This is a genomic window from Pseudomonas sp. UYIF39 (assembly GCF_029963765.1).
Taxonomy (GTDB): Bacteria; Pseudomonadota; Gammaproteobacteria; order Pseudomonadales; family Pseudomonadaceae; genus Aquipseudomonas.
The window spans coordinates 313,595-338,101 of record NZ_JALBYU010000002.1 but is presented as its reverse complement, the minus strand read 5'-3'; the positions used below and the strand labels follow the sequence as shown (position 1 = coordinate 338,101).

The following is a 24,507-nucleotide window of genomic DNA, read 5'->3' as shown; positions in this document are numbered from 1 at the left end:
GTCGGCGACGGCTAGCAGGGGGCAGTGGAGAAACCAGTGCGGGGCCGAATGTACCACCTGAGTTTCGGAGCGTCTAGCCCTGAATAACGAAAAGGCCCCGCAATATGCGGGGCCTTTTAAATGACGCTTTACAACGATGCTTAGATGTTGGCGTCGAGGAAGGCAGCCAGTTGCGACTTCGACAGTGCACCGACCTTGGTGGCTTCAACGTTGCCGTTTTTGAACAACATCAGAGTCGGGATACCACGCACGCCGTGCTTGGCCGGGGTTTCCTGGTTCTCGTCGATGTTCAGTTTGGCAACGGTCAGCTTGCCTTTGTAGGTTTCAGCAATTTCGTCCAGAACAGGAGCGATCATTTTGCAAGGGCCGCACCATTCAGCCCAGTAGTCGACCAGTACAGCGCCTTCGGCCTTGAGGACGTCGACGTCGAAGCTAGCGTCGGTGACGTGTTTAATAAGATCGCTGCTCATGGAAGTCTCCAGGTTGTAAGCAAAAAAACGTGGCCCATCATAGCTGCCCTTCCCTCGTTCAGGAAGGTGCAGATGATTGAGTCTCGCTATGGTGCCGCATGAGTTTGGGTATAGCCCAAGTCACGAGGTGGCGGGAGCGACGAAGGCAATTCCTGTGCGCAGCGCCGCGTTGCGCACATGTTCGTGCATGGCCTTCTGCGCTGCGCCGGACGCCCGCCGGGCCAGTGCGCGGAGGATTTTGCGGTGTTCCTGCCAGGTTTCCATGGCCCGCTCTGCCCGGATGAACGGTAGTTTCTGGCTCTCTAGAAAAATGTCGGCGCTGGCCGTCAGAATGCTCAGCATCGCTTGATTGCCGCTTGCCAGCAGGATGCGCCGGTGAAACTCGAAATCCAGTCGCGCCGCGGCCTCGAAGTCGCCGGCCTTCAATTCGATGCGCATGGCGGCGACGTTATCTTCCAGTGCATCAAGCTCGTGAGTACTCAGGGTCACCGCGGCCAAACCGGCGGCAAAGCCTTCCAGGGCATAGCGCAACTGAAAGATGTCCAGCGGCGAGGCCTGAGCCGCGAACGGCCAACTCAGCCCCGCATCACCTCGCGGCAAATCAACCGGCGGCTGCACGAACACGCCTTTGCCCGGCTGGATGCTGATCACGCCCAGCGCACTCAGCGATGACAACGCCTCTCTCAGCGAGGCACGACTGACCCCCAATTGCACCGCCAAATCCCGTTGCGAGGGCAATGCATCGCCCGGCCCGAAACCTTGCTCGGTGATGAGTTTACGGATGGCTTGCAGCGCCACTTCAGGTACGGCGCGGGAGATCGAGTTCATGGTTTTTCAGACGAACCAGGCCAATGAGCGGTTAGTTGTAAAGCTATTCGCGACGCCCGGCAAGTCGTGCCCCATGGGGGTTCGACGAATTCCAGTGGTGCGCTATCGGGGTGCGAAACCCTGCACGACTGTTCAGACCAGTAAGACCGAATTAGTCCAGCAAAACCGTGGCCTGCGGCATCTAAAACCGACTCTTGGCACGGCCCGTGCTCTGTCGATCCGCAGAATTCACTTCTCGCCGATTCGGAGATTTGCCATGACCCAGCGTTACAGCGCCCTCCTCGCCGCCCTGTTTGCCAGCCTGATGCTGAGCCAGGCGCCCGCCCACGCCGACGGTCTGGAGGATGTGGTCAAGCGCGGCGTCCTCAAGGTTGCCGTGCCTCAGGACTTCCCGCCCTTCGGCTCGGTCGGCCCGGACATGAAACCGCGCGGCCTGGACATCGATACTGCAAAACTGCTGGCCGACCAACTCAAGGTCAAACTCGAGCTGACGCCGGTCAACAGCACCAACCGCATTCCGTTCCTGACCACCGGCAAGGTCGATCTGGTGATCTCCAGCCTCGGCAAGAACCCCGAGCGCGAGAAGGTCATCGACTTCTCCCGTGCCTACGCGCCGTTCTACCTCGCCGTATTTGGTCCGCCAGACGCCAGTATCAAAAGCCTGGACGACCTCAAGGGCAAAACCATCAGCGTCACCCGTGGCGCCATCGAAGACATCGAGCTGACCAAAGTCGCGCCCGAAGGCGTGACCATCAAGCGCTTCGAAGACAACAACTCGACCATCGCCGCTTACCTCGCCGGGCAAGTTGATCTGATCGCCAGCGGCAACGTGGTGATGGTGACCATCAGCGAGCGCAACCCGAAACGTATTCCGGCGCTGAAAGTGAAGCTCAAGGATTCGCCGGTCTACGTCGGCGTGAACAAAAACGAGCCGGCGCTGCTGGACAAGGTCAACCAGATCCTCGCCACCGCCAAGACCGACGGCGCACTGGAGAAGAACTCCCGGACCTGGCTCAAAGAGCCGCTGCCGGCCGATCTCTGATTGTCGTGCGACGCCGTTTAAACAAGGAGCCTAAACATGGCTTATCAGTTCGATTTCATTCCGGTGGTGCAAAACACCGACCTGCTGCTGCGCGGTGCGCTGTTCACCCTTGAACTGACGGCCATCGGCGCGGTGCTCGGGGTGGGGCTGGGCATCGTCGGGGCGCTGGTGCGGGCGTGGAACATCCGTCCGTTCGCCGGCATTTTCGGGGTCTACGTCGAGTTGATCCGCAACACGCCGTTTTTGGTGCAGTTGTTTTTCATCTTCTTCGGCCTGCCGTCACTGGGCGTGCAGATTTCCGAGTGGCAGGCGGCGGTGCTGGCGATGGTGATCAACCTCGGCGCCTATTCCACCGAGATCATCCGCGCGGGCATCCAAGCAATCCCTCGAGGACAGCTTGAAGCCGCTGCGGCGCTGGCAATGACGCGCTTCGAAGCCTTTCGCCACGTGGTGCTGCTGCCGGCGCTGGGCAAGGTTTGGCCGGCATTGAGCAGCCAGATAATCATCGTGATGCTGGGTTCGGCGGTCTGCTCGCAGATCGCCACCGAAGAGCTGAGCTTCGCCGCCAACTTCATTCAGTCGCGCAACTTCCGCGCCTTTGAAACCTACGCCCTGACCACGCTGCTCTACCTGTGCATGGCGCTACTGATCCGCCAGTTGCTGAACTGGATTGGCCGCCGTTTTGTCGCAAGGAGCAGCCAATGAGCGATTTCACCTTCTGGGACGTCGTACGCAACCTGCTCACCGGCCTGCAATGGACCCTGGCGCTGTCGCTGGTCGCATTTATCGGTGGCGGACTGATCGGCTTGCTGATCATGATCATGCGCATCTCGAAAAAATCCCTGCCCCGCAGCTTCGCCCGCACCTACATCGAACTGTTCCAGGGCACGCCGCTGTTGATGCAGCTGTTTCTGGTGTTCTTCGGTGTGGCGTTGGCCGGGGTAGAGATTTCGCCGTGGATGGCCGCGGCGATTGCCCTGACGCTGTTCACCAGCGCCTACCTGGCGGAGATCTGGCGTGGTTGCGTCGAATCGATCCCCAACGGCCAGTGGGAAGCCTCGTCGAGCCTGGCGCTGAACCCGCTGGAGCAACTGCGCTACGTGATCCTGCCGCAAGCATTGCGGATCGCCGTCGCGCCGACCGTGGGCTTCTCCGTGCAAGTGGTCAAAGGCACCGCCGTCACCTCGATCATCGGCTTCACCGAACTGACCAAGACCGGCGGCATGCTCGCCAACGCAACCTTCGAACCGTTCATGGTCTACGGCCTCGTGGCCCTCGGTTACTTCCTGCTCTGCTACCCCTTGTCCCTCAGTGCCCGCTACCTGGAAAGGAGACTGCATGCCTCTGCTTAGAATTTCCGCTTTGCATAAATATTACGGCGATCACCATGTACTCAAAGGCATCGACCTGAGCGTCGAGGAAGGCCAGGTGGTGGCGATCATCGGCCGCAGCGGTTCGGGAAAATCCACCTTGCTGCGCACCCTCAATGGCCTGGAATCGATCAACGACGGCGTGATTGAAGTCGACGGCGACTACCTCGACGCCGCTCGTGCGGATCTGCGCAGCTTGCGACAGAAAGTCGGGATGGTGTTTCAGCAGTTCAACCTGTTCCCGCACCTGACGGTCGGCGAGAACGTGATGCTCGCGCCGCAAGTGGTGCAGAAAGTACCGAAAGCCAAAGCGGCCGAACTGGCGCGGGAGATGTTGGAGCGGGTCGGGCTGGGGGAGAAATTCGATGCCTTCCCGGATCGGTTGTCTGGCGGGCAGCAACAGCGGGTGGCGATTGCCCGGGCGCTGGCGATGTCGCCGAAGGTCTTGCTGTGCGATGAGATTACCTCGGCGCTGGACCCGGAATTGGTCAATGAAGTGCTGAGTGTGGTCCGGCAACTGGCCAAGGAAGGGATGACGTTGATTATGGTCACCCATGAGATGCGTTTTGCCCGGGAGGTTGGGGATAAGTTGGTGTTCATGCATCAGGGCAAGGTGCATGAGGTGGGGGATCCGAAGATTTTGTTCGCCAGCCCGCAGACGGCGGAGCTGGCAAACTTTATTGGGACGGTTGAGGCGGCGGGCTGAAAGGTCCTCAGCGCCATTGAGGCCGCCATCGCGAGCAAGCTCGCTCCCACAGGGTTCGGTGTGCGCCGCGATTCCGTAAACGACACAAAATCCATGTGGGAGCGAGCTTGCTCGCGATTGGCCGCGCAGCGGCCATCTGCTTTCCTGCGCAGGATCAAGGCTTTGAACACTGCGCGTTGGCGGCAGCGTTTGATCGTGGCACGATGTCGAGGTTATCGACCGAGACCCCCTGACCATGCCGCAATCCCAAGCCAAGAATCTGTCCCTGATCGCCGCAATCGACCTGGGCTCCAACAGCTTTCACATGGTCGTGGCCAAGGCCCAGAACGGCGAAATCCGTATTCTCGAGCGTCTCGGGGAGAAGGTTCAGCTGGCCGCCGGCATCGACGATGAGCGCCAGCTCAGTGAAGAATCCATGCAACGCGGGCTCGATTGCCTTAAGCGTTTTGCCCAACTGATCAACGGTATGCCGCCCGGCGCCGTGCGGATCGTCGGCACCAACGCCCTGCGTGAAGCCCGTAACCGTGGCGAATTCATCCACCGCGCTGAAGAAATCCTTGGCCACCCGGTGGAAGTCATCTCCGGCCGAGAAGAAGCACGCCTGATTTACCTCGGCGTTTCCCACACCCTCGCTGACACCCCGGGCAAACGCCTGGTGGCCGACATCGGCGGCGGCAGTACCGAATTCATCATCGGCCAGCGCTTCGAACCGCTGCTGCGCGAAAGCCTGCAAATGGGCTGCGTCAGCTACACCCAACGCTATTTCAAGGACGGCAAGATCACCCCGGCCCGCTACGCCCAGGCGTACACGGCGGCGCGGCTGGAGATCATGAGCATCGAACACGCCCTGCACCGCCTGACCTGGGATGAAGCCATCGGCTCCTCGGGCACCATCCGCGCCATTGGCCTGGCGCTGAAGGCCGGCGGTCATGGCACTGGTGAGGTCAACGCCGAAGGCCTTGCCTGGCTCAAGCGCAAGCTGTTCAAACTGGGCGATGTCGACAAGATCGATTTCGAAGGCATCAAGCCTGACCGCCGGGCGATCTTTCCGGCGGGTCTGGCGATTCTCGAAGCGATCTTCGACGCGCTCGAGCTGCAACGCATGGACCACTGTGAAGGCGCCCTGCGCGAAGGCGTGCTCTATGACCTGTTGGGCCGTCATCATCACGAAGACGTCCGTGAGCGCACCCTCAGCTCGTTGATGGAGCGCTATCACGTCGATCTGGAGCAAGCAGTGCGCGTTGAGCGCAAGGCGTTGCATGCTTTCGATCAAGTGGCTGAGGATTGGGAGCTGGATGACGGGGTCTGGCGTGAGTTGCTCGGCTGGGCGGCCAAGGTCCATGAAGTGGGCCTGGACATCGCTCACTATCACTACCACAAGCACGGCGCCTACCTGATCGAGCACTCGGACCTGGCCGGGTTCTCCCGCGAAGACCAGCAAATGCTCGCGCTATTGGTGCGCGGCCACCGGCGCAATATTCCGAAGGACAAGTTTGCCGAGTTCGGCGATGACGGTATCAAGCTGATTCGCCTGTGCGTGCTGCTGCGCTTTGCGATTCTGTTCCATCACATCCGCGGCACCCAGGAAATGCCCCAGGTCGTGCTGCACGCCAATGGCGACAGCCTGGATGTGTTGTTCCCGGATAACTGGCTGGACGAAAACCAGCTGACTCAGGCCGACTTCGGTCTGGAAGCGGAGTGGCTGACCCGCGTAGGCTTCACCCTGAACGTTCGCTAACACCGTTTCTGTGGTGAGGGGATTTATCCCATCACCACAGGTAAGTAGCTAAAACCAAAAAGGGCGACCCATATGGATCGCCCTTTTTTACCCAACCGAATCTGCGTTAACGAACGGGCAGAATCGGGCTGCCCAAACGTTCCAGCAAAGTCGCCTGCGCGCTGCGCGGGTTCTGGTTGCCGGTCGGCGTGTTGCGGATGTAACGGCCGTCCGCCTGCAGGCTCCAGCTGTGAGTGTTATCGGTGAGATACAGCTCCAGCTCTTTCTTGACCCGCATGATCAGCTTCTTGCCCTCGACCGGGAAGCAAGTCTCGACGCGCTTGTCGAGGTTGCGCTCCATCCAGTCGGCGCTGGACAGGAACATCTGCTCTTCGCCGCCATTGAGGAAGTAGAAGACCCGGGTGTGTTCCAGGAAGCGACCGATGATCGAGCGCACGTGGATGTTGTGCGAAACCCCGGCGATGCCCGGACGCAGGCAGCACATGCCGCGCACCACCAGATCGATGCGCACCCCGGACTGACTGGCCTTGTACAGCGCGCGGATGATCTTCGGATCGGTCAGCGAGTTGAACTTGGCGATGATGTGCGCCGGTTTGCCATCGAGGGCGAACTGGGTCTCCCGGGCAATCATGTCGAGCATGCCCTTCTTCAGCGTGAACGGCGCGTGCAGCAGCTTTTTCATGCGCAGGGTCTTACCCATGCCGATCAGCTGGCTGAACAGTTTGCCGACGTCTTCGCACAAGGCGTCATCCGAGGTCAGCAAGCTGTAGTCGGTGTACAGACGGGCGTTGGCCGCGTGGTAGTTGCCGGTACCCAAGTGGGCGTAACGGACAATCTCGCCGGCCTCGCGACGCAAGATCAGCATCATCTTGGCGTGGGTCTTGAAACCGACCACGCCGTAAATCACCACCGCACCGGCCGCTTGCAGACGGCTGGCCAGTTGCAGGTTGGACTCTTCGTCGAACCGCGCACGCAACTCGATCACCGCAGTGACTTCCTTGCCGTTACGCGCCGCATCGACTAGCGCATCGACGATTTCCGAGTTGGCGCCGGAGCGGTACAGGGTCTGACGGACCGCTAATACATGCGGGTCCTTGGCCGCCTGGCGCAGCAGGTCGACCACCGGAGTGAAGGACTCGAACGGGTGCAGCAGCAGGATGTCCTGCTTGCTGATCACGCTGAAGATGTTCTCGCTGTTTTGCAGCAGTTTCGGGATCTGCGGGGTGAACGGTGTGTATTGCAGCGCTCGCTGACTGTCCAGACCGGTGATGCTGAACAGGCGGGTCAGGTTGACCGGACCGTTGACCTGATACAGCTCGGTCTCGTGCAGGTTGAACTGCTTGAGCAAGTAGTCGGACAGGTGTTTCGGGCAGGTGTCGGCGACTTCCAGGCGCACCGCGTCACCGTAGCGACGGGAGAACAACTCGCCGCGCAGGGCGCGGGCCAGGTCTTCTACATCTTCGGTGTCGACGGCGAGGTCGGCGTTTCGGGTCAGACGGAACTGGTAGCAGCCCTTGACCTTCATGCCCTGGAACAGGTCATCGGCGTGCGCATGGATCATCGACGACAGGAACACGTAGTTGTCGCCCGAGCCGCCCACTTCTTCCGGCAACTTGATGACGCGCGGCAGCAGGCGTGGCGCCGGGATGATCGCCAGACCGGAATCGCGACCGAAGGCGTCGATACCTTCGAGCTCGACGATGAAGTTCAGGCTCTTGTTGACCAGCAACGGGAACGGGTGCGTCGGGTCCAGGCCAATCGGGGTAATGATCGGCGCGATCTCATCGCGGAAATAGCGGCGCACCCAGGTTTTGATCTTGGTGGTCCAGTGACGCCGGCGGATGAAGCGGACCTGATGCTTTTCCAGTTCCGGCAACAGAATATCGTTGAGGATCGCGTACTGGCGGTCAACGTGACCGTGCACCAGTTCGCTGATGCGGGCCAGGGCCTGGTGCGGTTGCAGGCCATCGGCGCCGGCCTGTTCACGGGCGAAGGTGATCTGCTTCTTCAGGCCGGCCACACGAATCTCGAAGAACTCGTCCAGGTTGCTGGAGAAGATCAGCAGAAACTTCAGCCGCTCCAGCAACGGGTAGGACTCATCCAGTGCCTGCTCCAGCACGCGGATGTTGAACTGCAGTTGCGAAAGCTCGCGATGGATGTACAGGCTGCTGTCATCCAGGCCGGGAATGGCAATCGCCGGTGCCGCTACTGCGGCCTCGGCCACCGCTGCGGGAGCAGCAGGCTCCAGTTCCGGCGGGGTTTCGGCGATTTGCTCCACCACAGGTTGAGCGTCTTTTACGGCAACTTCAGTGAGTACTTCGGTATTCATCGAATGTTCCTGGGAGGGCTATTTTTGCTCTCGTAACAATTGAGCAGCACGGACGGCAAAGTAAGTCAGGATGCCATCAGCGCCTGCACGTTTAAAAGCGGTCAGGGATTCGAGGATAACCCCTTCGCTCAACCAGCCATTCTGGATTGCCGCCATGTGCATGGCATATTCACCGCTGACCTGATAAACAAAGGTCGGCACTTTAAATTCTTCTTTGACCCGGTAGAGGATGTCCAGATACGGCATCCCTGGCTTGACCATGACCATGTCCGCGCCTTCTGACAAGTCTGCCGCCACTTCGTGCAGGGCTTCGTTGCTGTTGGCCGGGTCCATTTGATAGGAGGCCTTGTTGGCCTTGCCCAGGTTCAGCGCTGAACCGACCGCATCGCGGAACGGGCCGTAATAGGCGCTGGCGTACTTCGCCGAGTAAGCCATGATCCGCACGTTGACGTGATCGGCCAGTTCAAGCGCTTCTCGGATCGCCTGGATGCGACCGTCCATCATGTCCGACGGGGCCACCACCTGAGCACCGGCTTGGGCGTGGGACAGCGCCTGCTTGACCAGTGCGTCGACGGTGATGTCGTTCTGCACGTAGCCTTCTTCGTCGAGGATGCCGTCCTGGCCGTGGGTGGTGAACGGGTCCAGGGCGACGTCGGTGATCACGCCCAGTTCAGGAAATTGCGCACGCAACGCACGGGTGGCGCGCTGGGCGATCCCGTTCGGGTTCCAGGCTTCGGCGGCGTCCAGAGACTTGAGCTCCGGCGGCGTCACCGGGAACAACGCCAAGGCCGGAATCCCCAGCTCGACCCACTTGGCCGCTTCTTCAAGCAACAGATCGATGGTCAGGCGCTCGACGCCTGGCATCGACGCCACCGCTTCGCGACGGTTTTCACCGTCCAGCACGAACACCGGCAGGATCAGATCGTCGACGGTCAGAACGTTTTCACGGACCAGTCGACGCGAAAAATCATCACGGCGATTGCGACGCAGGCGGGTTGCAGGAAACAAACGGTTGGCGGGGGTAAAGCTCACGGCAGACTCCTGAGCCCGCACTGGCGGGCGAGCGTGACAGTTATAAGCGGGCATTATGACGAACAGATGTCAGTTGTGCTTAGCCCTGTGACACGCAGCCGCATTCCATTGTCCTTGTAGGAAATGTTCACGTCGAGACACATTTGGACACTTTCATGAATGTTCCCGAAGGGTTAGGCTGCGCGTTCATTTCGCCAGCATCCAGACAATGCTCCAACAATTTCTTCAGGAATTCGGCTACTTCGCCCTCTTTCTCGGCACGTTTTTCGAAGGCGAAACCATTCTGGTGCTCGCAGGCTTCCTCGCGTTCCGCGGATACATGGACCTCAAAGTGGTCATGATCGTGGCGTTCCTCGGTAGTTATGCCGGTGATCAGCTCTGGTATTTCCTGGGGCGCAAGCACGGCCGCAAGTTGCTGGCACGCAAACCGCGCTGGCAGATGATGGGCGATCGGGCGCTGGAACATATCCGCAAGCACCCGGACATCTGGGTGCTGAGCTTCCGTTTTGTCTATGGCCTGCGCACGGTGATGCCCGTGGCGATCGGCCTGTCGGGCTATCCGCCAGGACGTTATCTGCTGCTCAACGGGATTGGTGCCGCGATCTGGGCCGCCGCGCTGGCTGCCGCCGCGTATCACTTCGGTGCGGTGCTCGAAGGCATGCTTGGCAGCGTCAAGAAGTACGAGCTGTGGGTGCTCGGCGCCTTGCTGATCCTGGGCTTTGGCCTGTGGTTGCGCCGGCGCTTCAAGAATGCCCGCCTGGCGAAGAAGATCTACGCCGACGAGCAGGCCGAACGCGCAAAATCTGCCGAGACTAAGACGCCAGGCGAGTGAAACGGTTTCTGCAACAGTAGAGACCGATTCCGCTGAGCAGGCTGTAACTCAGCAGGCCGACCCAGCCTGCCGCGCTGGCAGGCCACAGCCCAACGACCGGCGCCAGCCACACCAGCGGCACATTCGACGCCAGGCGCAGCAGCTCCAGCTTCAGCGCCCACGGACGATTCTCCAGGGCCACGCCCAACGTAAACAAACCCAACGCCACGGCACTCCAGCCGAGCACCAGCGCGGCGGTTGGCAAACTGTGCTCCAGGTTCATCAAATAGCTACCCAGCGCGATGTAGACGCAGAACTGCAACACGACATACAACTGCTGACGCCCGTCCAGCGGCACTTCGAATTTACGGAACTGACTCAGGTCTGGCTTGTTCATCGGGTACCTGGCCGCCACGTCCGCCGGCCGCCAACCGGTGCGCATGAACCAGATGCGCAGCTTGTCCCATTTGCTTTGCGCACGCCGCGCGTCATCCCACAGCTGCGCGTAGAACTGCACGTTCGCCCACACCGGATTCCAGCTCGCGAGCGGCGTAGTGACACCGAAAATCACCGGTTCGTTATCGTCCTCTTCCTGGAACGAGCCGAATAGACGGTCCCAAATAATGAACACCCCGCCGTAGTTACGATCCATGTAGAGAGCGTTCTGTGCATGGTGAGCCCGATGATTGGACGGCGTGACGAAGAACCACTCGAACCAGCCGAGCTTGGGAATGTGTTTGGTATGCACCCAGAATTGGTACAGCAAGTTCAGCGAGGCGACGCTTATGAAGACCAGCAGCGGCACGCCGAGCACGGCCATCGGCAGGTAGAAGATCCAGCTCAACAGGAAGCCGGTACTGGTCTGGCGCAGCGCCGTGGACAGGTTGTAATCCTCGCTCTGGTGATGCACCGAGTGCGCTGCCCAGAAGATGTTGCGTTCGTGGCCCATGCGATGCAGCCAGTAGTAGCAGAAGTCGTAGAGGACAAAGGCGAAAATCCAGACCCAAACGCTGTCGGCGGAGAGTTCAAACAGCGCCAGGTGCTTGAGGGCAAATGCATACGTCACCAGGCCGACGCCTTTGGTCAACAGGCCGGTGGTGGTCGACAGCACGCCGGTGCTCATGCTGTTGATCGCGTCAGCCACACGATAATTGCTCACTCCGCGCCAACGGTCGGCCAGCAGTTCGACGGCAATCAGCACAAAGAAAAACGGCACCGCATACAGAATGAAGTCCATGACGCGCCCTGATCGGAATCTTGAGGACAGATCCTAGGTGTAGCCGCGAATTAACCCTATGGCAACGAGTGACAAATTAGTGGACATTTAACGCCATGAATCTGGAGAAAAGCCCATGAGCAAAAAAATTGCAGTGATCCTATCCGGCTGTGGCGTGTACGACGGCGCCGAGATACACGAAAGCGTGATCACCCTGCTGCGCCTGGACCAGCGGGGGGCTCAGGTGCAGTGTTTCGCACCGAACATCGCGCAGCTACATGTGATCAATCACCTGACCGGCGAAGAAATGCCCGAGTCGCGCAACGTGCTGGTGGAATCGGCGCGGATCGCCCGGGGCAATATCAAGGATATCCGCGAAGCGGACGTTGAAGACTTCGATGCGCTGATCGTTCCGGGCGGTTTCGGGGCGGCCAAGAACCTGTCGAACTTCGCCGTCGAAGGCGCCGGCTGCACCGTGCAACCGGAAGTCCTGGCGCTGGCTGAAGCCTTTGCCGAGGCCAGTAAACCGGTCGGGCTGATCTGCATCTCGCCGGCGCTCGCGGCGAAGATCTATGGACCGGGTGTGACCTGCACCATCGGCAACGACGCCGATACTGCAGCCGCCATGAACAAGATGGGCGCTACACACGAAGATTGCGCGGTGAGCGACATCGTCGAAGACAAGGCCCGCAAACTGGTGTGCACCCCGGCTTATATGCTGGCCCAATCGATCAGTGAAGCGGCGTCAGGCATCAACAAACTGGTCGACCGCGTTCTGGAACTGACCCACGAAAACGACGCCTGACACGCTCCCACAGTGTTCACCACAAGGCTCAGGTTTTGCGGGAAAGCCGCGTGAGGATCCGGTCCAGCGCATTGGCAAACGCCTGCTTCTCACGCTCACCAAATGGCGCTGGCCCGCCGCTCATCTGCCCCTGTTCACGTAGATCGGTGAACAGGTTACGCACCGCCAATCGGTCGCCCATGTTCTGCGCATCGAACTCTTTGCCCCGTGGATCCAGCGCCGCAACGCCCTTTTTCACCAGTCGGTCGGCCAGCGGCACATCGCTGCAGATCACCAATTCACCGGGTACCGCGTGTTCCACCAGATAGTCGTCGGCGGCATCCGGACCGCTTGGCACCACGATCAGCTTCACCAGGGCCAAACCCGGTTTGATCTGCGGCTGTCCGGCCACCAGCACCACTTCGAACTGGCGCTTGAGGGCGAACTTCACCACCAGATCCTTGGCCGCCCGGGGGCAGGCGTCGGCATCGATCCACACACGCATGTTTTTACCTCTTGAGGATCACTCGGATCAGGAAACCTGCACCCGCCGCTTCTCAGCCAGCCGACTACGGCTATACAGCACGATGATCGCGATAATCGCCACCGCCTGCGCACTCAGCGAATACGCATCAGCGTGGATCCCCAGCCAGTCGAAGTCAAAGAACGGCACCGGCCGGGTGCCGAAAATCCCGGCTTCCTGCAACGCCTTCACGCCATGCCCGGCAAACACCACCGACAACGCACACAACAGACCGGCGTTGATACTGAAGAACAGTGACAGCGGCAGCTTCGCCGAGCCACGCAGAATCACCCAAGCCAGACCGACCAGCAACACCAACGCCGTCGCACCACCCGCCAGGACCGCGTTATGGCCCGCTGGACCTGCCTGCAGCCACAGGGTCTCGTAGAACAGGATCACTTCAAACAGTTCGCGATACACCGAGAAGAACGCCAGCGTCGCAAACCCGAAACGCCCACCGCCGCCCACCAGAGTGCTCTTGATGTAATCCTGCCAAGCCGCCGCGTGACGACGGTCGTGCATCCACACGCCGAGCCAAAGCACCATGACGGCGGCAAACAACGCCGTCGCGCCTTCCAGCAATTCGCGCTGCGAGCCGCTGACATCGATCACATACGCCGCCAACGCCCAAGTCCCGAGACCGGCCAGCAGCGCCAGCCCCCAGCCGACGTTGACGCTGCGCACCGCCGATTGCTGGCCGGTGTTGCGCAGGAACGCGAGGATCGCCGCGAGCACCAGAATCGCTTCCAGGCCTTCGCGCAACAGAATCAATAAACCGGAGATGTAGCTCAGGGACCAACTCAAACCATCGCTGCCCAGCAGGCCGGCAGACGTCTTCAACTTGGTCTTGGCCGCGTCCAGTCGTTGCTGGACCTGGGCCATCGGCAAACCGTCCTGCAAGGACTGACGGTAAGCCATCAGCGATTTTTCAGTGTCTTTGCGCACATTGGCGTCGACGTTATCCAGAGAACTTTCGACCAGTTCGAAGCCCTCCAGATAAGCCGCCACCGACAGGTCATAGGCCTGATCGTGATCACCCGCACGGTAGGCCGCGATGCTCTTGTCCAGGGTCGCGGCGGTGTAGTCGAGCAACTGCGCCGGGCCACGCTTGACCTGCGGCGGTTGCGCCCGTTGCGACCGGAAGGTCGCCGCAGCTTGCGGCCCCTCGGCAACCTGCACTTCTGCGGGAGTCTGCCGGGCCAGGTCGGCGATGTTGTAGGTTTTTTCGGATTTTGCAGCAGCCGGGTCGGCGCTGAAGCTGGCGATGTAGGTCGCCAGGTCCCAACGCTGACGATCGTCCAGCTGATCGGCGAAGGCCGGCATGTCGGTGCCTTCAACGCCCATCCCCAAGGTGTTGTAGATCGCGTAGAGGCTCAGTCGGCCCAGTCGCGCGGCATCTCGCAGATTGGCTGGTGGCGGCGTCATGCCGACGCCTGCCGGGCCGTCACCGGCTCCCGCGTCGCCGTGGCACACCGAGCATTGCTGTGCATACAGCGGAGCACCACGGCTTGGGTCGGGGGTAATCACTGGGGCCTGACTGACTTCATAAGCCACCGCCAGCTTCGCCCCAAGCTGCCGAGCCTGGCGGGCGACGTCGGCGCCGTCTTTGCGCGCAGCGATTGCTCTGCGCAAATCGCCGACGCCCTGCTCCAGCTCCGTGCGTTCGGGCCTGACCGGCAATCCGCTGACCAGGTCTTGCAGAACCCCGAGAAACTCCAATTGTTCGCGGTATTCCGACTCATCAATGACCTTACCGGCCTGGACCGTTACCGGGTAATCGGCGCCAATGTAGTCGAGTAAATGCAGCGCCTTTGGCGCGCCTTCCGCCGTTTCGGCCAGCGCGTTGAAGCTGCAAAACGCAATAACAGGCAGCACTAGCCATGCCAGAAAGCGGGAGGAGGCAATCATAAACGAATCTCAAATGGAAATACGAAGTAACACATTGTTCACTTCCAATGCGTTTCACTCAAGCTTTGTTGGTATTTCCTGCACGACAGCGTGCAAAGTCAGCGTGTCTAGTCCTGAAAAACAGATCAGAAGGTGTAAACCTTATTCAGGACGGAACAGCGACAAATAAAAAAGGCGACCTGAAAAGGTCGCCTTTTTAGTGCCTGACGGTTTTACACAGCCACTTTGCGAAGGGTCGCCATGAATGCCGCCGCACCAATGAACAGCCCGGCAAACGTGCGGTTCATACGTCTCTGCTGCTTGGGCGTGCGCAACATCCGCAGCACCTTCGATGCAAGCCCGGTGTAACCGGCCATGACGATCAGATCAACGCAGACCATGGTCACACCAATGATCAGGTACTGGATCAGCAGCGGCGCATGCGGATCAATGAACTGCGGCAACACCGCCAGCATGAACACCAGCGCCTTGGGGTTGCTGATGTTCACCAGAAAACCACGGAACACCAGGGCCATCGGCCTGCCAATCTGACGCACGGCCGCGTCTTCGCTCATGTCGCTGGGCAGCGCACGCCATTGCTTGATCGCAAGGTAAACCAGATAGGCGACACCGAACCATTTGATCGCATAGAAGGCCGTGGCCGACGCCGTGAGAATCGCGCCAACACCGGCACCGACAATCGCAATCTGCACTGCCAGGCCCAGTTGCAGGCCCAGGGCGTTCCAGTAACCGCGCCAGAATCCGTATCGCAGACCGCTGGACATCGACGCAATGGCGCCGGCACCGGGAGACAGACTGATCACCCAGCAGGCGGCAAAAAAAGCCAGCCAAGTTTGAAGCTCCATCGCACACCTCGACTCAGACTCGTGACAGACGTCTAAGCTAATGCGGCTTCGAGCCAATGACTACCGGTTTTTTTGCAGGACAGCACAGCTGCCGACCAGCGTGGTCGGCATTTCGGCTACTTTTCGAAACCGCTGGAAGGGAATACATCGCTGCCGCGCCAGCGTCGAACCGAGCGCTGGAAGAACAGGCTATTGGGCACTTGCACCATGGCGCTGCCGGTGCCGAGCTCTTCGGCTTCGATCAGCGTGGTGTAGAGCAGATTGATCGCAACGACCCGGCCTTTGACGCCGGGCTTGTCGGTGGTGTCCACCAACTCGACCACGTCGCCGAGGCGGAACGGGCCGACGGTGAAGATCAGGATTGCGCACAACAGATTCGAGAGCACGCTCCACATAGCGAAGAACGCCACTGCCGCTACCGCGACAAACCCGGACAACGCGGTCCAGAGCACCGTCGCCGACACCCCGAGGCGTTCCAGCACGAAGATCAGCGCACTGCCCATGATCAGCCAGCGCAGACCACCGCGCAGCGGCATCAGCAATTGTGGCGGCAACGGATAGCGCTCACCCAGGCGAGTCAGGCACTTGGCGACGCAACGCTGGGCAACATATCCCGCCAACAGAATCAGCAGGATCTGCACGAAGAGCCAGATCGGCTCGATCCACACAGCAGGCAATGGCAGCTTGAAGGCTTCCATCAAGACAGCGCCTCTAGCTCCGCCTGCATGCTTTCGAGCAGTTCCAGCGCTTCCATCCAGGCTTCTTCCAGCTCGGCTTCACGGACCTTCAGCTTGGCCTGTTCGGCCAGCAGATCACGCAAGTCGTTCTTGCGCGTGGGCTCATAAATGTCGCTGTCGCCGAGGCTGGTATCGATCTTCGCCAGTTTCTCGTGCAGCTTGCCCAGCTCGGCTTCGAGCTTGTCAGCCTCGCGCTTGTGCGGCGCCAGTTGCTGACGCAACGCGGCCGCCGCCTGGCGCTGTGCCTTCTTGTCGGTCTTGTCCGGATTGACCGGCGTATTGCTGACCGGGGCGTTGCGCTGACGGTAGTCCACCAGCCAACGGGTGTAGTCTTCCAGGTCGCCGTCGAATTCCTCGACCTTGCCGTCCGCCACCAGATAGAAATTGTCGGTGGTGCTTTTGAGCAAATGGCGATCGTGGGAGACCACCAGTACCGCGCCACTGAATTCCTGTAGGGCCATGGTCAGCGCCAGGCGCATTTCCAGATCCAGGTGGTTGGTCGGTTCGTCGAGCAGCAACAGGTTCGGCCGGCCCCAGGCGATCAACGCCAGCGCCAGGCGCGCCTTTTCGCCACCGGAGAAGTTCAGCACCGGCTCATCGATCCGCGCACCGCGGAAGTCGAAACCACCGAGGAAGTCGCGCAGCGTCTGCTCGCGCTCGGTCGGCGCCAGGCGCTGCATGTGCAGCAACGGGCTGGCCTTGGAGTCGAGTGAGTCCAGTTGATGCTGGGCGAAGTAGCCAACGACGGTGTTCTCGCCACGGGTCAGGCGGCCGGACAACGGCTCAAGTTCACCGGCAAGGTTTTTGATCAGGGTCGATTTACCGGCACCGTTCGGGCCGAGCAAACCGATCCGCGCACCGGGGGTCAGTTGCAGCTTGACCTTCTCCAGCACGGCTCGCTCGCCGTAACCCAGTCGGGCGTCGGAGAGATCAATCAATGGGCTGGAGATTTTTACTGATTCGCGGAAAACGAAATCGAATGGCGAATCGACGTGGGCGGCGGACAGCTCTTCCATCCGCTCCAGCGCCTTGATCCGGCTCTGGGCCTGACGGGCCTTGGTGGCCTGGGCCTTGAAGCGGGCGATGTAGCTTTCCATGTGCGCACGTTGCGCCTGTTGCTTCTCGTAGGCCTGCTGTTGCTGGGCCAGACGTTCGGCGCGAGCGCGTTCGAAGGCGCTGTAACCACCGCGATACAGGGTGATCTTGCGCTGATCGACGTGGGCCACGTGATCGACCACGGCATCGAGGAAGTCCCGGTCGTGGGAAATCAGCATCAAGGTGCCGGGATAGCTTTTGAGCCATTCTTCGAGCCAGATGATGGCGTCGAGGTCCAAGTGGTTGGTCGGTTCGTCGAGCAACAACAAGTCCGAGGGGCACATCAAAGCCTGCGCCAGGTTCAGACGCATCCGCCAACCACCAGAGAAATCTCCTACCTGGCGATCCATCTGTTCATTGGTGAACCCAAGGCCGGCCAGCAACTTGCGGGCCCGGGCATCGGCGGTGTAACCGTCGGCGCTGTCGAGTTCCGAGTGCAGGCGGGCCTGAGCGGTACCGTCATGGGCCGCTTCGGCTGCCGCGAGGTCGCGTTGCACCTCGCGCAGGCGCAGGTCGCCATCAAGCACATAGTCGACCGCCACGCGATCGAGGGTGTCGATCTCCTGGCGCATGTGGGCGATGCGCCAGTCCGCCGGCAGGAAGCAGTCACCCGAGTCAGGGTGCAGGTCACCCAGAAGCAAGGCGAACAGGCTCGATTTGCCGGCGCCGTTGGCACCGATGAGGCCGGCTTTGTGGCCGGCGTGCAGGGTCAGCTCGGCGTCTTCTAGCAGACGTTGAGGGCCACGCTGTAAAGTCAGGTTCTGAAGTCGAATCATAATGGCGGCGGAGTCTACCAGCTTCGCTCGCAACTGGCGCGAGTAGCACTATGTCCTCTGACCTGTGGAGCTTTTCCCTTAGTACCTACGCCCGTCCCGGCGTTGAACCCGCATGCCTGCAATTGCAGTCGGCGGGTATCAATGTGTGCTTGCTGCTTTGCGGGCTGTGGCTGGGAGAGCGTGGCGTCGCCTGTAACGAACACCGATTGCAGCAACTGCGTAGCGTGGCCGAGTCGTGGGACGCAGACGTGGTGCGCCCGCTGCGAGCCTTGCGGGTGAATTGGAAAGTCGTCGCCGCCGACGATTTCGAACTGAATGCTCTGCGCGAACAAGTGAAGGCACTCGAACTGGACGCCGAGCGACATCTGTTGGTGCGACTGGAACGATCGGCGTTGAGTTGGCCGCAAGGTGAGGCGACCGATCTATCGGCCTGGCTGGAAGGTGTAACGGCTGGCGCCGCCCACCTGGACCGCGACGCGCTGCATCAGCTGCGCGTCGCGGTAAGCAGCACTTAGGAAGCGCTGGTTGGGGTGGCTGCTGCGATCGATGCGGCGGCCGGCGTTGGCGCTGGCGTGGCTGTCGAGGTGGCTGCGGCTAAAGCAGACGTTGCTACCGGAGCCGGGTTGGCTGGCTTGGCAACTGGCGCGGCGGCCGGCTTGGCGGCAACCGGTTTTTTCACCGCTGGTTTTGCAGCCGGTTTGGCAGCGGCAGGTTTGGCGGCAGCTTTTGCAGCTGGCTTGGCAGCTGGCTTGGCAGCTGGTTTTGCAGCTGGCTTGGCAGCAGGTTTCGCCGCGGCAGTTTTTGCAGCCGGTTTTGCGGCTGGTTTGGCAGCTGCTTTCGCCGCTGCAGTTTTCGCTACCGCCGGTTTAGCAGCAGCGGTTCTTGCAGCCGGTTTAGCGGCAGCAGTTTTGGCAGCGGCTGGCTTGGCGGCTGGCTTGGCGGCAGGTTTGGCAGCGGCTGTTTTAGCAGCCGGTTTTGCAGCGCTAGCAGCGACTGGTTTTTTTGCCGCAGGTTTAGCGGCAGGTTTTGCTGCGGCTTTCACCGGTGCTTTGGCGGCACCTTTTTTAACAGGAGCCGCGGCAGACTTGACCGGTGCTTTTGCAGCAGCCGGTTTGGCAGCGGCTTTCTTGGCAGGAGCCGCAGCAGGCTTGGCCGAACGCAGGGACAACGCCTTGCCGACAGCCTCTTGTACACGACCGACGCCCTGGGCCAGTTTCAGGCTTTCTTGAGCATCGCGCTTGAGTTGCAGAATGTAGCTGCGAGTTTCGGATTGACGATCCTTGAGGGCATCGAGCAAGTCCTCAAGCTCCTTCACCGCGCCCTTGGCTTTGGTTTGTGCCTTGGCCTTGCCGGCCGCCGCAGCGTCCTGCAATTTGGTACGGGACTTGTGCAATTTTTCTTGCGCTTTTCCGCGTTGCTTTTCCAATTTGGCGAGCAGTTTTTCAGCATCAGCCAAGGCTTGGGAACAAGCGTTTTCCAGATGCTCGAGCAAGCTGCCCGAGAGTTGTTGGAGTAAGTGCAACGGAGTATTTACAGGCTTCTTGGTGGCCGACATGATTTACCTCCTGGCTGACGTGGGTGCGGCTCATACTAGACCTCTGCTGCTACCGCCGCTAGGGCATGTTGACAGTATCCAGAGCGCTGCGTTGCAACGGATTGAAATTCTTCTGCGCTTGCGCAAAACCAGTTCACCGTATCGCGCATTCACACTGGCATAATCCCCCGCATCTCAGGTCGGAGAGTGCCCATGTCGCGCTACCTTTTTTTATCACTGTGCGTGTTTTTCTCCGTGGCCCAGGCCGCCGAAAAAACCAAAGAAAATGACACTCATGATCTCTCTTACAGCCTGGGCGCAAGCCTGGGCGAACGCCTGCGACAAGAGGTTCCCGATCTGCAACTTCAGGCGCTGATCCAAGGCTTGCAACAAGCCTATCAAGGCAAACCCCTGGCGCTGAAAGATGAGCAGATCGAACAGATTCTTGCCGAGCATGAAGCCCAGGTCGCCTTGCAACCGAGCACGCCGCAAAGTGAAATCGCCCTCGAAAAGGAGCAGGCTTTTCTCGCTGAGGAAAAAGCCAGACCGGGCGTTCGTGAACTGGCAGATGGAATATTGCTAACGGAGTTGGCGCCAGGCACTGGTGCCAAAGCTGGCCCCAACGGCAAAGTCCAGGTGCTGTATATCGGTCGCCTTCCCGACGGCACGGTGTTCGATCAGAACAGTCAGCCGCAGTGGTTCAGTCTCGACAGTGTGATCAGCGGATGGCGCAGCGCGTTGCAGCAAATGCCGGTCGGTGCGAAATGGCGTCTGGTGATTCCATCGGCCGAAGCCTATGGCGCCGAGGGTGCAGGCGACCTGATTGCGCCGTTCACACCGCTGGTATTCGAAGTCGAACTTCGCGGTGCCACAAGCTGAATACCGGAAACGAAAAACGGCGCGCATAGCGCACCGTTTTTGGAGGTCTTGCAGGAAGGGGGTTCAGGCCTGAACCGAATCCTCTTCCTTGTGAGCGGTGTGCAGCACTTCGATCAGGCAGTCTTCCAGTTCGAAGCGCTCGTGCAACAGGCCACCCAGCTCTTTGAATTTCTCTGCCACGCATTGACCTGCATCACATAGGTCGTTGAACGCGAGCAGCTTCTCGGTGATGACATCGATGCGAGGGTAGATAGTTTCGGCCAACTCAAGCCCGCGAGTGTCACCAAACGCCCTCGCTTCGCCGGTCAGCTGTTCGTAGATCTCGAAGTGCCCGGCAGACACGTAATCGACCAGCACCCCGCAGAATTCCTGCAACGGCTTACGGTTCTCACCCAGTGCCTCAGGCTTGGCGCCGAGAGCATCATAGGCCCGAACCAGCTCGTGACGCTCCTGCAACCAGCGATCGATCAGCAGATGCACTCCACCCCAACGTTCCTGAGCATTCTGACAACTTTCGAGCATGGTGATCTCTCTTCCCTTGTGGGTCATGCTGCCCTACACCCGTCGCTCACTTGAAGGTCAAGTATCGGCCAGGCAGAGCGTCATTCGAGCAACATAATTCCAATGACACGTGCGGGCCAGATTATGCCCGCGCGACAATGGCTTCAAGGTACGCAGGAGATAAAGTTCATACAAGTGTTTAATCACCCGCCAGCGCCCGGTGCGACGAACCGCCGCTGAGCGGTCGCTGACAAGCTTTCCAGGCAAGACGCAGCATCTGATAAATTCCTAAAATCGTCATCGCCATGAAGAGCAGCAGACTCCATTCAGGAATGCTCAGGTCGAACAGCGTCCACGAAATCTCCGCGCACTCTCCCTCCCCTTTAAACATCTGTGTCATCTGGCAAAACCAGGGCAAGTCCTCGTACCGAACAGCCAGATCAGGCGGACACGTCAACAGCTGATGCGTTGGATCGCTCTGCAGCAAAACCTGCCGCCACGCCGTGACCGTACCCGCCAGATTGCAAACCAGACTGAGCATCCAATACAGAAAAGAGCCAAAGCGGCCCGGACCATGAACCGAAGCCGTCAGGCTAATACCCGTGAGTAACGCGAGGCAAGATCGCTGCAACAGGCACAACCCGCAAGGCTTGAGGCCGACCGCATATTCCAGGTAATAGGACACGCCCAGAGCCAGGGCACCTGCAATGAAAGCCATGAAAAACAAGGAGCGTGAGCAGGCCAAAGACATGGCATTTCCGTAACAGTAGAGACAGGCGGTTACGGTAGAGGAAAGCGCGGCAGCCTTTCAAGGCAGGCCAGAGGGGACACTTCAACAGAGGTGTAGGGAATTCCCGACAGGAACGAGAGGATTAGGTGTAGTCCTCTGTAGGACTCTGCCGTTGATGGACTACAAAGATAAAATCCCGACAGTTTGCAGGCGACTGGATCGCTCGTTCGAGCGACCCGTCGTCCACTCTTCAAGCGTGAACAGGAACCGGCAACGGTGCCGCCAGCAAGCGCTCGTCCAACAAGCCCAAGCCCTCCTGGAACAACTGATTGCTGCGTTCTGTGTCACCCAGCTGCGCCAACAGCCGCGCCAGTTCCGCACAGGCTTCCGGGTTGCGCTGCACGCGCAAGCTGCTTTCCAGATAATCCCGGGCCTTGCCCCAAAGGCTGCTTTGCAGACACAAGCGCCCCAGGGTCAGCAACAGGCTTGGGTCGGCCGGATGATCCTTGAGCCAGCCCTCGGCGGTGTGCAGTTGACGGGTCGGATCGCTACCGCGAACGAGTCCGTAGAGGCGCGCCAGATGACTGTCGTAGTTGCGCTTGAGCGCTGTTCGCAGGATCTCTTCGGCCTCGACCTGAGCACCCAGTTGCCGAAGTTGCTCGGCATAAGCGAGCACCAGTTGCGGCTCCTGACGTTGAGCAGAGGTCAACTGCTGCCAGGCGCGATTGAGCGATTGCAAGCCGACCGTCCCGTCTTCTTCCTGATGCGCCGCCAGGGACAGGTTCTCACCCCAGGCCCGGCGTTCCAGTTCAGACAGTTCGGCCGGTGGCAGGACCTTGTCCTTGCGTAGCTCCGGCAGCAGGCGAATCACGGCCGACCAGTCGCCCCGCTGTTGGTGCAAGCGCTGCAACTGGCGCAAGGTCTGGACGTTATGAGGATGACGCTCGTGCATGGCTTGCAGGGTCACCAGGGCGCCTTCGGTATCGCCGCGGTCAGTCTGTAATTGCGCGTGGCTCAGGGCGATCGCCAATTCTGCCTGGGGCTGTCGCTCCAGAGCGCGCTCCAGCAGGTTGTCGCTTTCCTCGTATTGACCCTGTTCGTTCGCGGCCCGGGCAGCGCCGAGGTAGTAAAGCAAAGGCTGGCGCTCGGCTTCCGCTGCCCGATGCAGATGACGCTGCGCACTGGCCCAGCGACCTTCGGCCAGATCCAGCTGACCGTGTTCAATCGCCACCTGCACCCGGCGACTTCGATTGCGCCGCGACCAGGGATTGACCACGCCACTGGAGGTCGTCACCAATTCGATCAACGCCTTGATGCCCCAAAACACCAGCCAGAGCACGGCGACCAACGCCAGGGTTGCCCACAGGCTGGATTCGTAACGAAAGCTTTTGTAGGCGATCAGCACGTAACCGGAATGCTCGGCAATCGCCAGTCCCAGCGCGGCAGCCGCGGCGATCACCAGGAACACGATCACATAGAGGCGTTTCATGGCGTCGCCTCCTGAGCGGTGTCCGCGGCAGGTTTGGCCATCGGTTTGATCGAGTCCTCGGCGTTGACATTACGCCGCTCCAGATACCCCTGAACCGCACTCAGCGTGCCGGTCAGGTCTGGCGTGACAACGGTGACCGGTTGCTTGCTCAACTCGCCAACCTGCTCAAGCATGACTTTGCTCTGAGGGTTGTCCGGGTTGAAGTTTCCCTTGAGCACATCCCGCGCTTCGGCAAGCGCCTGGGTATAAACCGCGGCCTGGCCATTGAGCGCAGCCCATTGCGCCTGCTCCAGCGCCAGGCTCAGGGCCAGGCGCACCTGGCTCAGGCTCTGCCCGGCCAGCAACGGACGCACATTCTTGTCGGCGTTGAAATCGATGCGGATGTAGCGCGAGACTTGATCCCACCATTGCGCCCAACGACTGGCGCCGTCGCCATCGGCGGTGAGACCCAACAGGGATTCGCCACGGTCCTTGTACTCGGGTGCCAGCTCGGTGAGGCTGATCACCTGATCGCGCAGCGCCCCCAGTTGCAAGAACAAACCGGTGCGATCCGGCTGTTGGGTGCTACGCAATGCCACCAGCGTTTTGGCCACTTGCTCGCGAGCGGCAAAAGAGCCCGGATCGTTCTGTTCGCGCAGAATTTCATCGGCACCCTGCACCAAAGCCTGGGCACTGCTGATGTCCTGCAACGCGGAAAGACGCAGGCTGGCCAGACGCAGCAGGTGCTCGGCCTCAGCCAGACGCCAATCCTTGCGGCTGGCGCCGAGAACCGTTTCCAGACGTTGATTCAAGCGTTGCTGATCGCCCTGAAGTTGAGTGACCAAACGACTGCGCGCGTCGAGCTCGGCGGCGGCAGGCATTTGTTCCAGGCGGGCAGTCAGGCGTTGTTCATTGAGCTTCAGGTCCTGTGCCTGATCGTTCAATGCCTGGACCTGGCTCAACTGTTGTTGAGTATTGGCTTGCAGGTGACGCACCTGCCAGACTCCCCAACCGCCCACGGCGACACCGGCAGCGCCCAGCAGCAGCGCGACGATTGCCAGCCCATTGCCTCGGCGCTGCACTGCAGCAGGTGGCCCGGCTTCAACCGGTGCTTCAACCGGTGCACCGAGCACTGGCTGGACGTCATCTTTAGGCAAGGCTGTTTCGCTCACGTATCCATCCTTT

24 protein-coding genes are annotated in these 24,507 nt (G+C 60.4%); 9 read left to right on the top strand and 15 right to left on the bottom strand.

Annotated elements, in window-relative coordinates; translation table 11 throughout:
- Positions 1-140 precede the first annotated feature (140 nt).
- Together trxA and MO767_RS04530 are read right to left on the bottom strand one after the other, a co-directional pair.
- On the bottom strand, positions 141-470 hold the full coding sequence (trxA, locus tag MO767_RS04535; protein ID WP_008150340.1) for a thioredoxin TrxA: 330 nt from the start codon (positions 468-470) through the stop codon (positions 141-143).
- Positions 471-590: 120 nt separating this feature from the next.
- Positions 591-1,298 (bottom strand): FadR/GntR family transcriptional regulator, encoded by a 708-nt coding sequence (locus MO767_RS04530; RefSeq protein ID WP_282479561.1) that lies wholly within the window; start codon positions 1,296-1,298, stop codon positions 591-593.
- A gap of 256 nt (positions 1,299-1,554) precedes the next feature.
- Between MO767_RS04530 and MO767_RS04525 the strand changes: the two genes are divergently transcribed.
- The 5 genes from MO767_RS04525 to ppx all read left to right on the top strand — a co-directional run bounded on the left by MO767_RS04525 (position 1,555) and on the right by ppx (position 6,154).
- Positions 1,555-2,340: a transporter substrate-binding domain-containing protein gene (locus MO767_RS04525; RefSeq protein ID WP_033060641.1), complete on the top strand. Its 786-nt coding sequence runs from the start codon at positions 1,555-1,557 to the stop codon at positions 2,338-2,340.
- Positions 2,341-2,376: 36 nt separating this feature from the next.
- Positions 2,377-3,045 (top strand): amino acid ABC transporter permease, encoded by a 669-nt coding sequence (locus MO767_RS04520; protein WP_046053786.1) that lies wholly within the window; start codon positions 2,377-2,379, stop codon positions 3,043-3,045.
- Entirely contained in the window at positions 3,042-3,692 is a 651-nt protein-coding gene (locus MO767_RS04515) for an amino acid ABC transporter permease (RefSeq protein ID WP_150657625.1), read from the top strand. The genes MO767_RS04520 and MO767_RS04515 overlap by 4 nt, the downstream gene beginning before the upstream one ends.
- Complete coding sequence (locus MO767_RS04510) at positions 3,679-4,416, top strand: amino acid ABC transporter ATP-binding protein (RefSeq protein ID WP_282479560.1); 738 nt, start codon at positions 3,679-3,681, stop codon at positions 4,414-4,416. Before MO767_RS04515 ends, MO767_RS04510 begins: the two co-directional genes overlap by 14 nt.
- A gap of 235 nt (positions 4,417-4,651) precedes the next feature.
- Positions 4,652-6,154, top strand: coding sequence for an exopolyphosphatase (gene ppx, locus MO767_RS04505; protein ID WP_282479559.1), 1,503 nt, complete (start codon positions 4,652-4,654; stop codon positions 6,152-6,154).
- A 106-nt stretch (positions 6,155-6,260) separates the two neighbouring features.
- On the opposite strand, the gene ppk1 is transcribed toward ppx, so the two are convergent.
- Positions 6,261-8,483 carry a polyphosphate kinase 1 gene (gene ppk1, locus MO767_RS04500; protein WP_282479558.1) on the bottom strand — a complete coding sequence of 741 codons (2,223 nt, stop codon included), beginning with the start codon at positions 8,481-8,483 and terminating at the stop codon, positions 6,261-6,263.
- Positions 8,484-8,501: 18 nt separating this feature from the next.
- Entirely contained in the window at positions 8,502-9,515 is a 1,014-nt protein-coding gene (gene hemB / locus MO767_RS04495; RefSeq protein WP_282479557.1) for a porphobilinogen synthase, read from the bottom strand.
- Between the two features lie 208 nt (positions 9,516-9,723).
- Between hemB and MO767_RS04490 the strand changes: the two genes are divergently transcribed.
- Positions 9,724-10,347: a DedA family protein gene (locus MO767_RS04490; protein WP_282479556.1), complete on the top strand. Its 624-nt coding sequence runs from the start codon at positions 9,724-9,726 to the stop codon at positions 10,345-10,347.
- Here MO767_RS04490 and MO767_RS04485 read toward each other — a convergent pair.
- Positions 10,328-11,563, bottom strand: a complete 1,236-nt coding sequence (locus tag MO767_RS04485; protein ID WP_282479555.1) for a sterol desaturase family protein — start codon at positions 11,561-11,563, stop codon at positions 10,328-10,330. The genes MO767_RS04490 and MO767_RS04485 overlap by 20 nt on opposite strands.
- 115 nt (positions 11,564-11,678) lie before the next feature.
- Between MO767_RS04485 and elbB the strand changes: the two genes are divergently transcribed.
- Positions 11,679-12,347, top strand: a complete 669-nt coding sequence (gene elbB, locus MO767_RS04480; RefSeq protein ID WP_282479554.1) for an isoprenoid biosynthesis glyoxalase ElbB — start codon at positions 11,679-11,681, stop codon at positions 12,345-12,347.
- A 28-nt stretch (positions 12,348-12,375) separates the two neighbouring features.
- Here the strand turns inward: elbB and MO767_RS04475 are convergent, their stop codons facing one another.
- The 5 genes from MO767_RS04475 to MO767_RS04455 form a co-directional block, all read right to left on the bottom strand.
- Positions 12,376-12,831, bottom strand: a complete 456-nt coding sequence (locus tag MO767_RS04475; RefSeq protein WP_150657632.1) for a YaiI/YqxD family protein — start codon at positions 12,829-12,831, stop codon at positions 12,376-12,378.
- A gap of 27 nt (positions 12,832-12,858) precedes the next feature.
- Positions 12,859-14,757, bottom strand: coding sequence for an FTR1 family protein (locus MO767_RS04470; RefSeq protein WP_282479553.1), 1,899 nt, complete (start codon positions 14,755-14,757; stop codon positions 12,859-12,861).
- Between the two features lie 212 nt (positions 14,758-14,969).
- Positions 14,970-15,602, bottom strand: a complete 633-nt coding sequence (rhtB, locus tag MO767_RS04465; RefSeq protein ID WP_282479552.1) for a homoserine/homoserine lactone efflux protein — start codon at positions 15,600-15,602, stop codon at positions 14,970-14,972.
- A 116-nt stretch (positions 15,603-15,718) separates the two neighbouring features.
- A complete protein-coding gene (locus MO767_RS04460) occupies positions 15,719-16,300 on the bottom strand; it encodes a mechanosensitive ion channel family protein (RefSeq protein WP_282479551.1) in 582 nt (193 codons plus the stop codon).
- Positions 16,300-18,210 (bottom strand): ATP-binding cassette domain-containing protein, encoded by a 1,911-nt coding sequence (locus tag MO767_RS04455; RefSeq protein ID WP_282479550.1) that lies wholly within the window; start codon positions 18,208-18,210, stop codon positions 16,300-16,302. Before MO767_RS04455 ends, MO767_RS04460 begins: the two co-directional genes overlap by 1 nt.
- A gap of 50 nt (positions 18,211-18,260) precedes the next feature.
- On the opposite strand from MO767_RS04455, the gene MO767_RS04450 reads away from it, so the two are divergent.
- Complete coding sequence (locus tag MO767_RS04450) at positions 18,261-18,725, top strand: TIGR02444 family protein (protein ID WP_282479549.1); 465 nt, start codon at positions 18,261-18,263, stop codon at positions 18,723-18,725.
- On the opposite strand, the gene MO767_RS04445 is transcribed toward MO767_RS04450, so the two are convergent.
- Entirely contained in the window at positions 18,722-19,765 is a 1,044-nt protein-coding gene (locus MO767_RS04445; protein WP_282479548.1) for an AlgP family protein, read from the bottom strand. The genes MO767_RS04450 and MO767_RS04445 overlap by 4 nt on opposite strands.
- Before the next feature lie 192 nt (positions 19,766-19,957).
- On the opposite strand from MO767_RS04445, the gene MO767_RS04440 reads away from it, so the two are divergent.
- Positions 19,958-20,623: an FKBP-type peptidyl-prolyl cis-trans isomerase gene (locus MO767_RS04440; protein WP_282479547.1), complete on the top strand. Its 666-nt coding sequence runs from the start codon at positions 19,958-19,960 to the stop codon at positions 20,621-20,623.
- Between the two features lie 63 nt (positions 20,624-20,686).
- On the opposite strand, the gene rsd is transcribed toward MO767_RS04440, so the two are convergent.
- From rsd to MO767_RS04420, 4 genes are all read right to left on the bottom strand, one after another.
- On the bottom strand, positions 20,687-21,145 hold the full coding sequence (rsd, locus tag MO767_RS04435; RefSeq protein ID WP_282479546.1) for a sigma D regulator: 459 nt from the start codon (positions 21,143-21,145) through the stop codon (positions 20,687-20,689).
- Between the two features lie 178 nt (positions 21,146-21,323).
- Positions 21,324-21,875, bottom strand: a complete 552-nt coding sequence (locus tag MO767_RS04430) for a disulfide bond formation protein B (RefSeq protein WP_282479545.1) — start codon at positions 21,873-21,875, stop codon at positions 21,324-21,326.
- A gap of 229 nt (positions 21,876-22,104) precedes the next feature.
- A complete protein-coding gene (locus tag MO767_RS04425; protein ID WP_282479544.1) occupies positions 22,105-23,343 on the bottom strand; it encodes a heme biosynthesis protein HemY in 1,239 nt (412 codons plus the stop codon).
- On the bottom strand, positions 23,340-24,494 hold the full coding sequence (locus MO767_RS04420; RefSeq protein ID WP_282479543.1) for a uroporphyrinogen-III C-methyltransferase: 1,155 nt from the start codon (positions 24,492-24,494) through the stop codon (positions 23,340-23,342). Before MO767_RS04420 ends, MO767_RS04425 begins: the two co-directional genes overlap by 4 nt.
- Positions 24,495-24,507 lie beyond the last annotated feature (13 nt).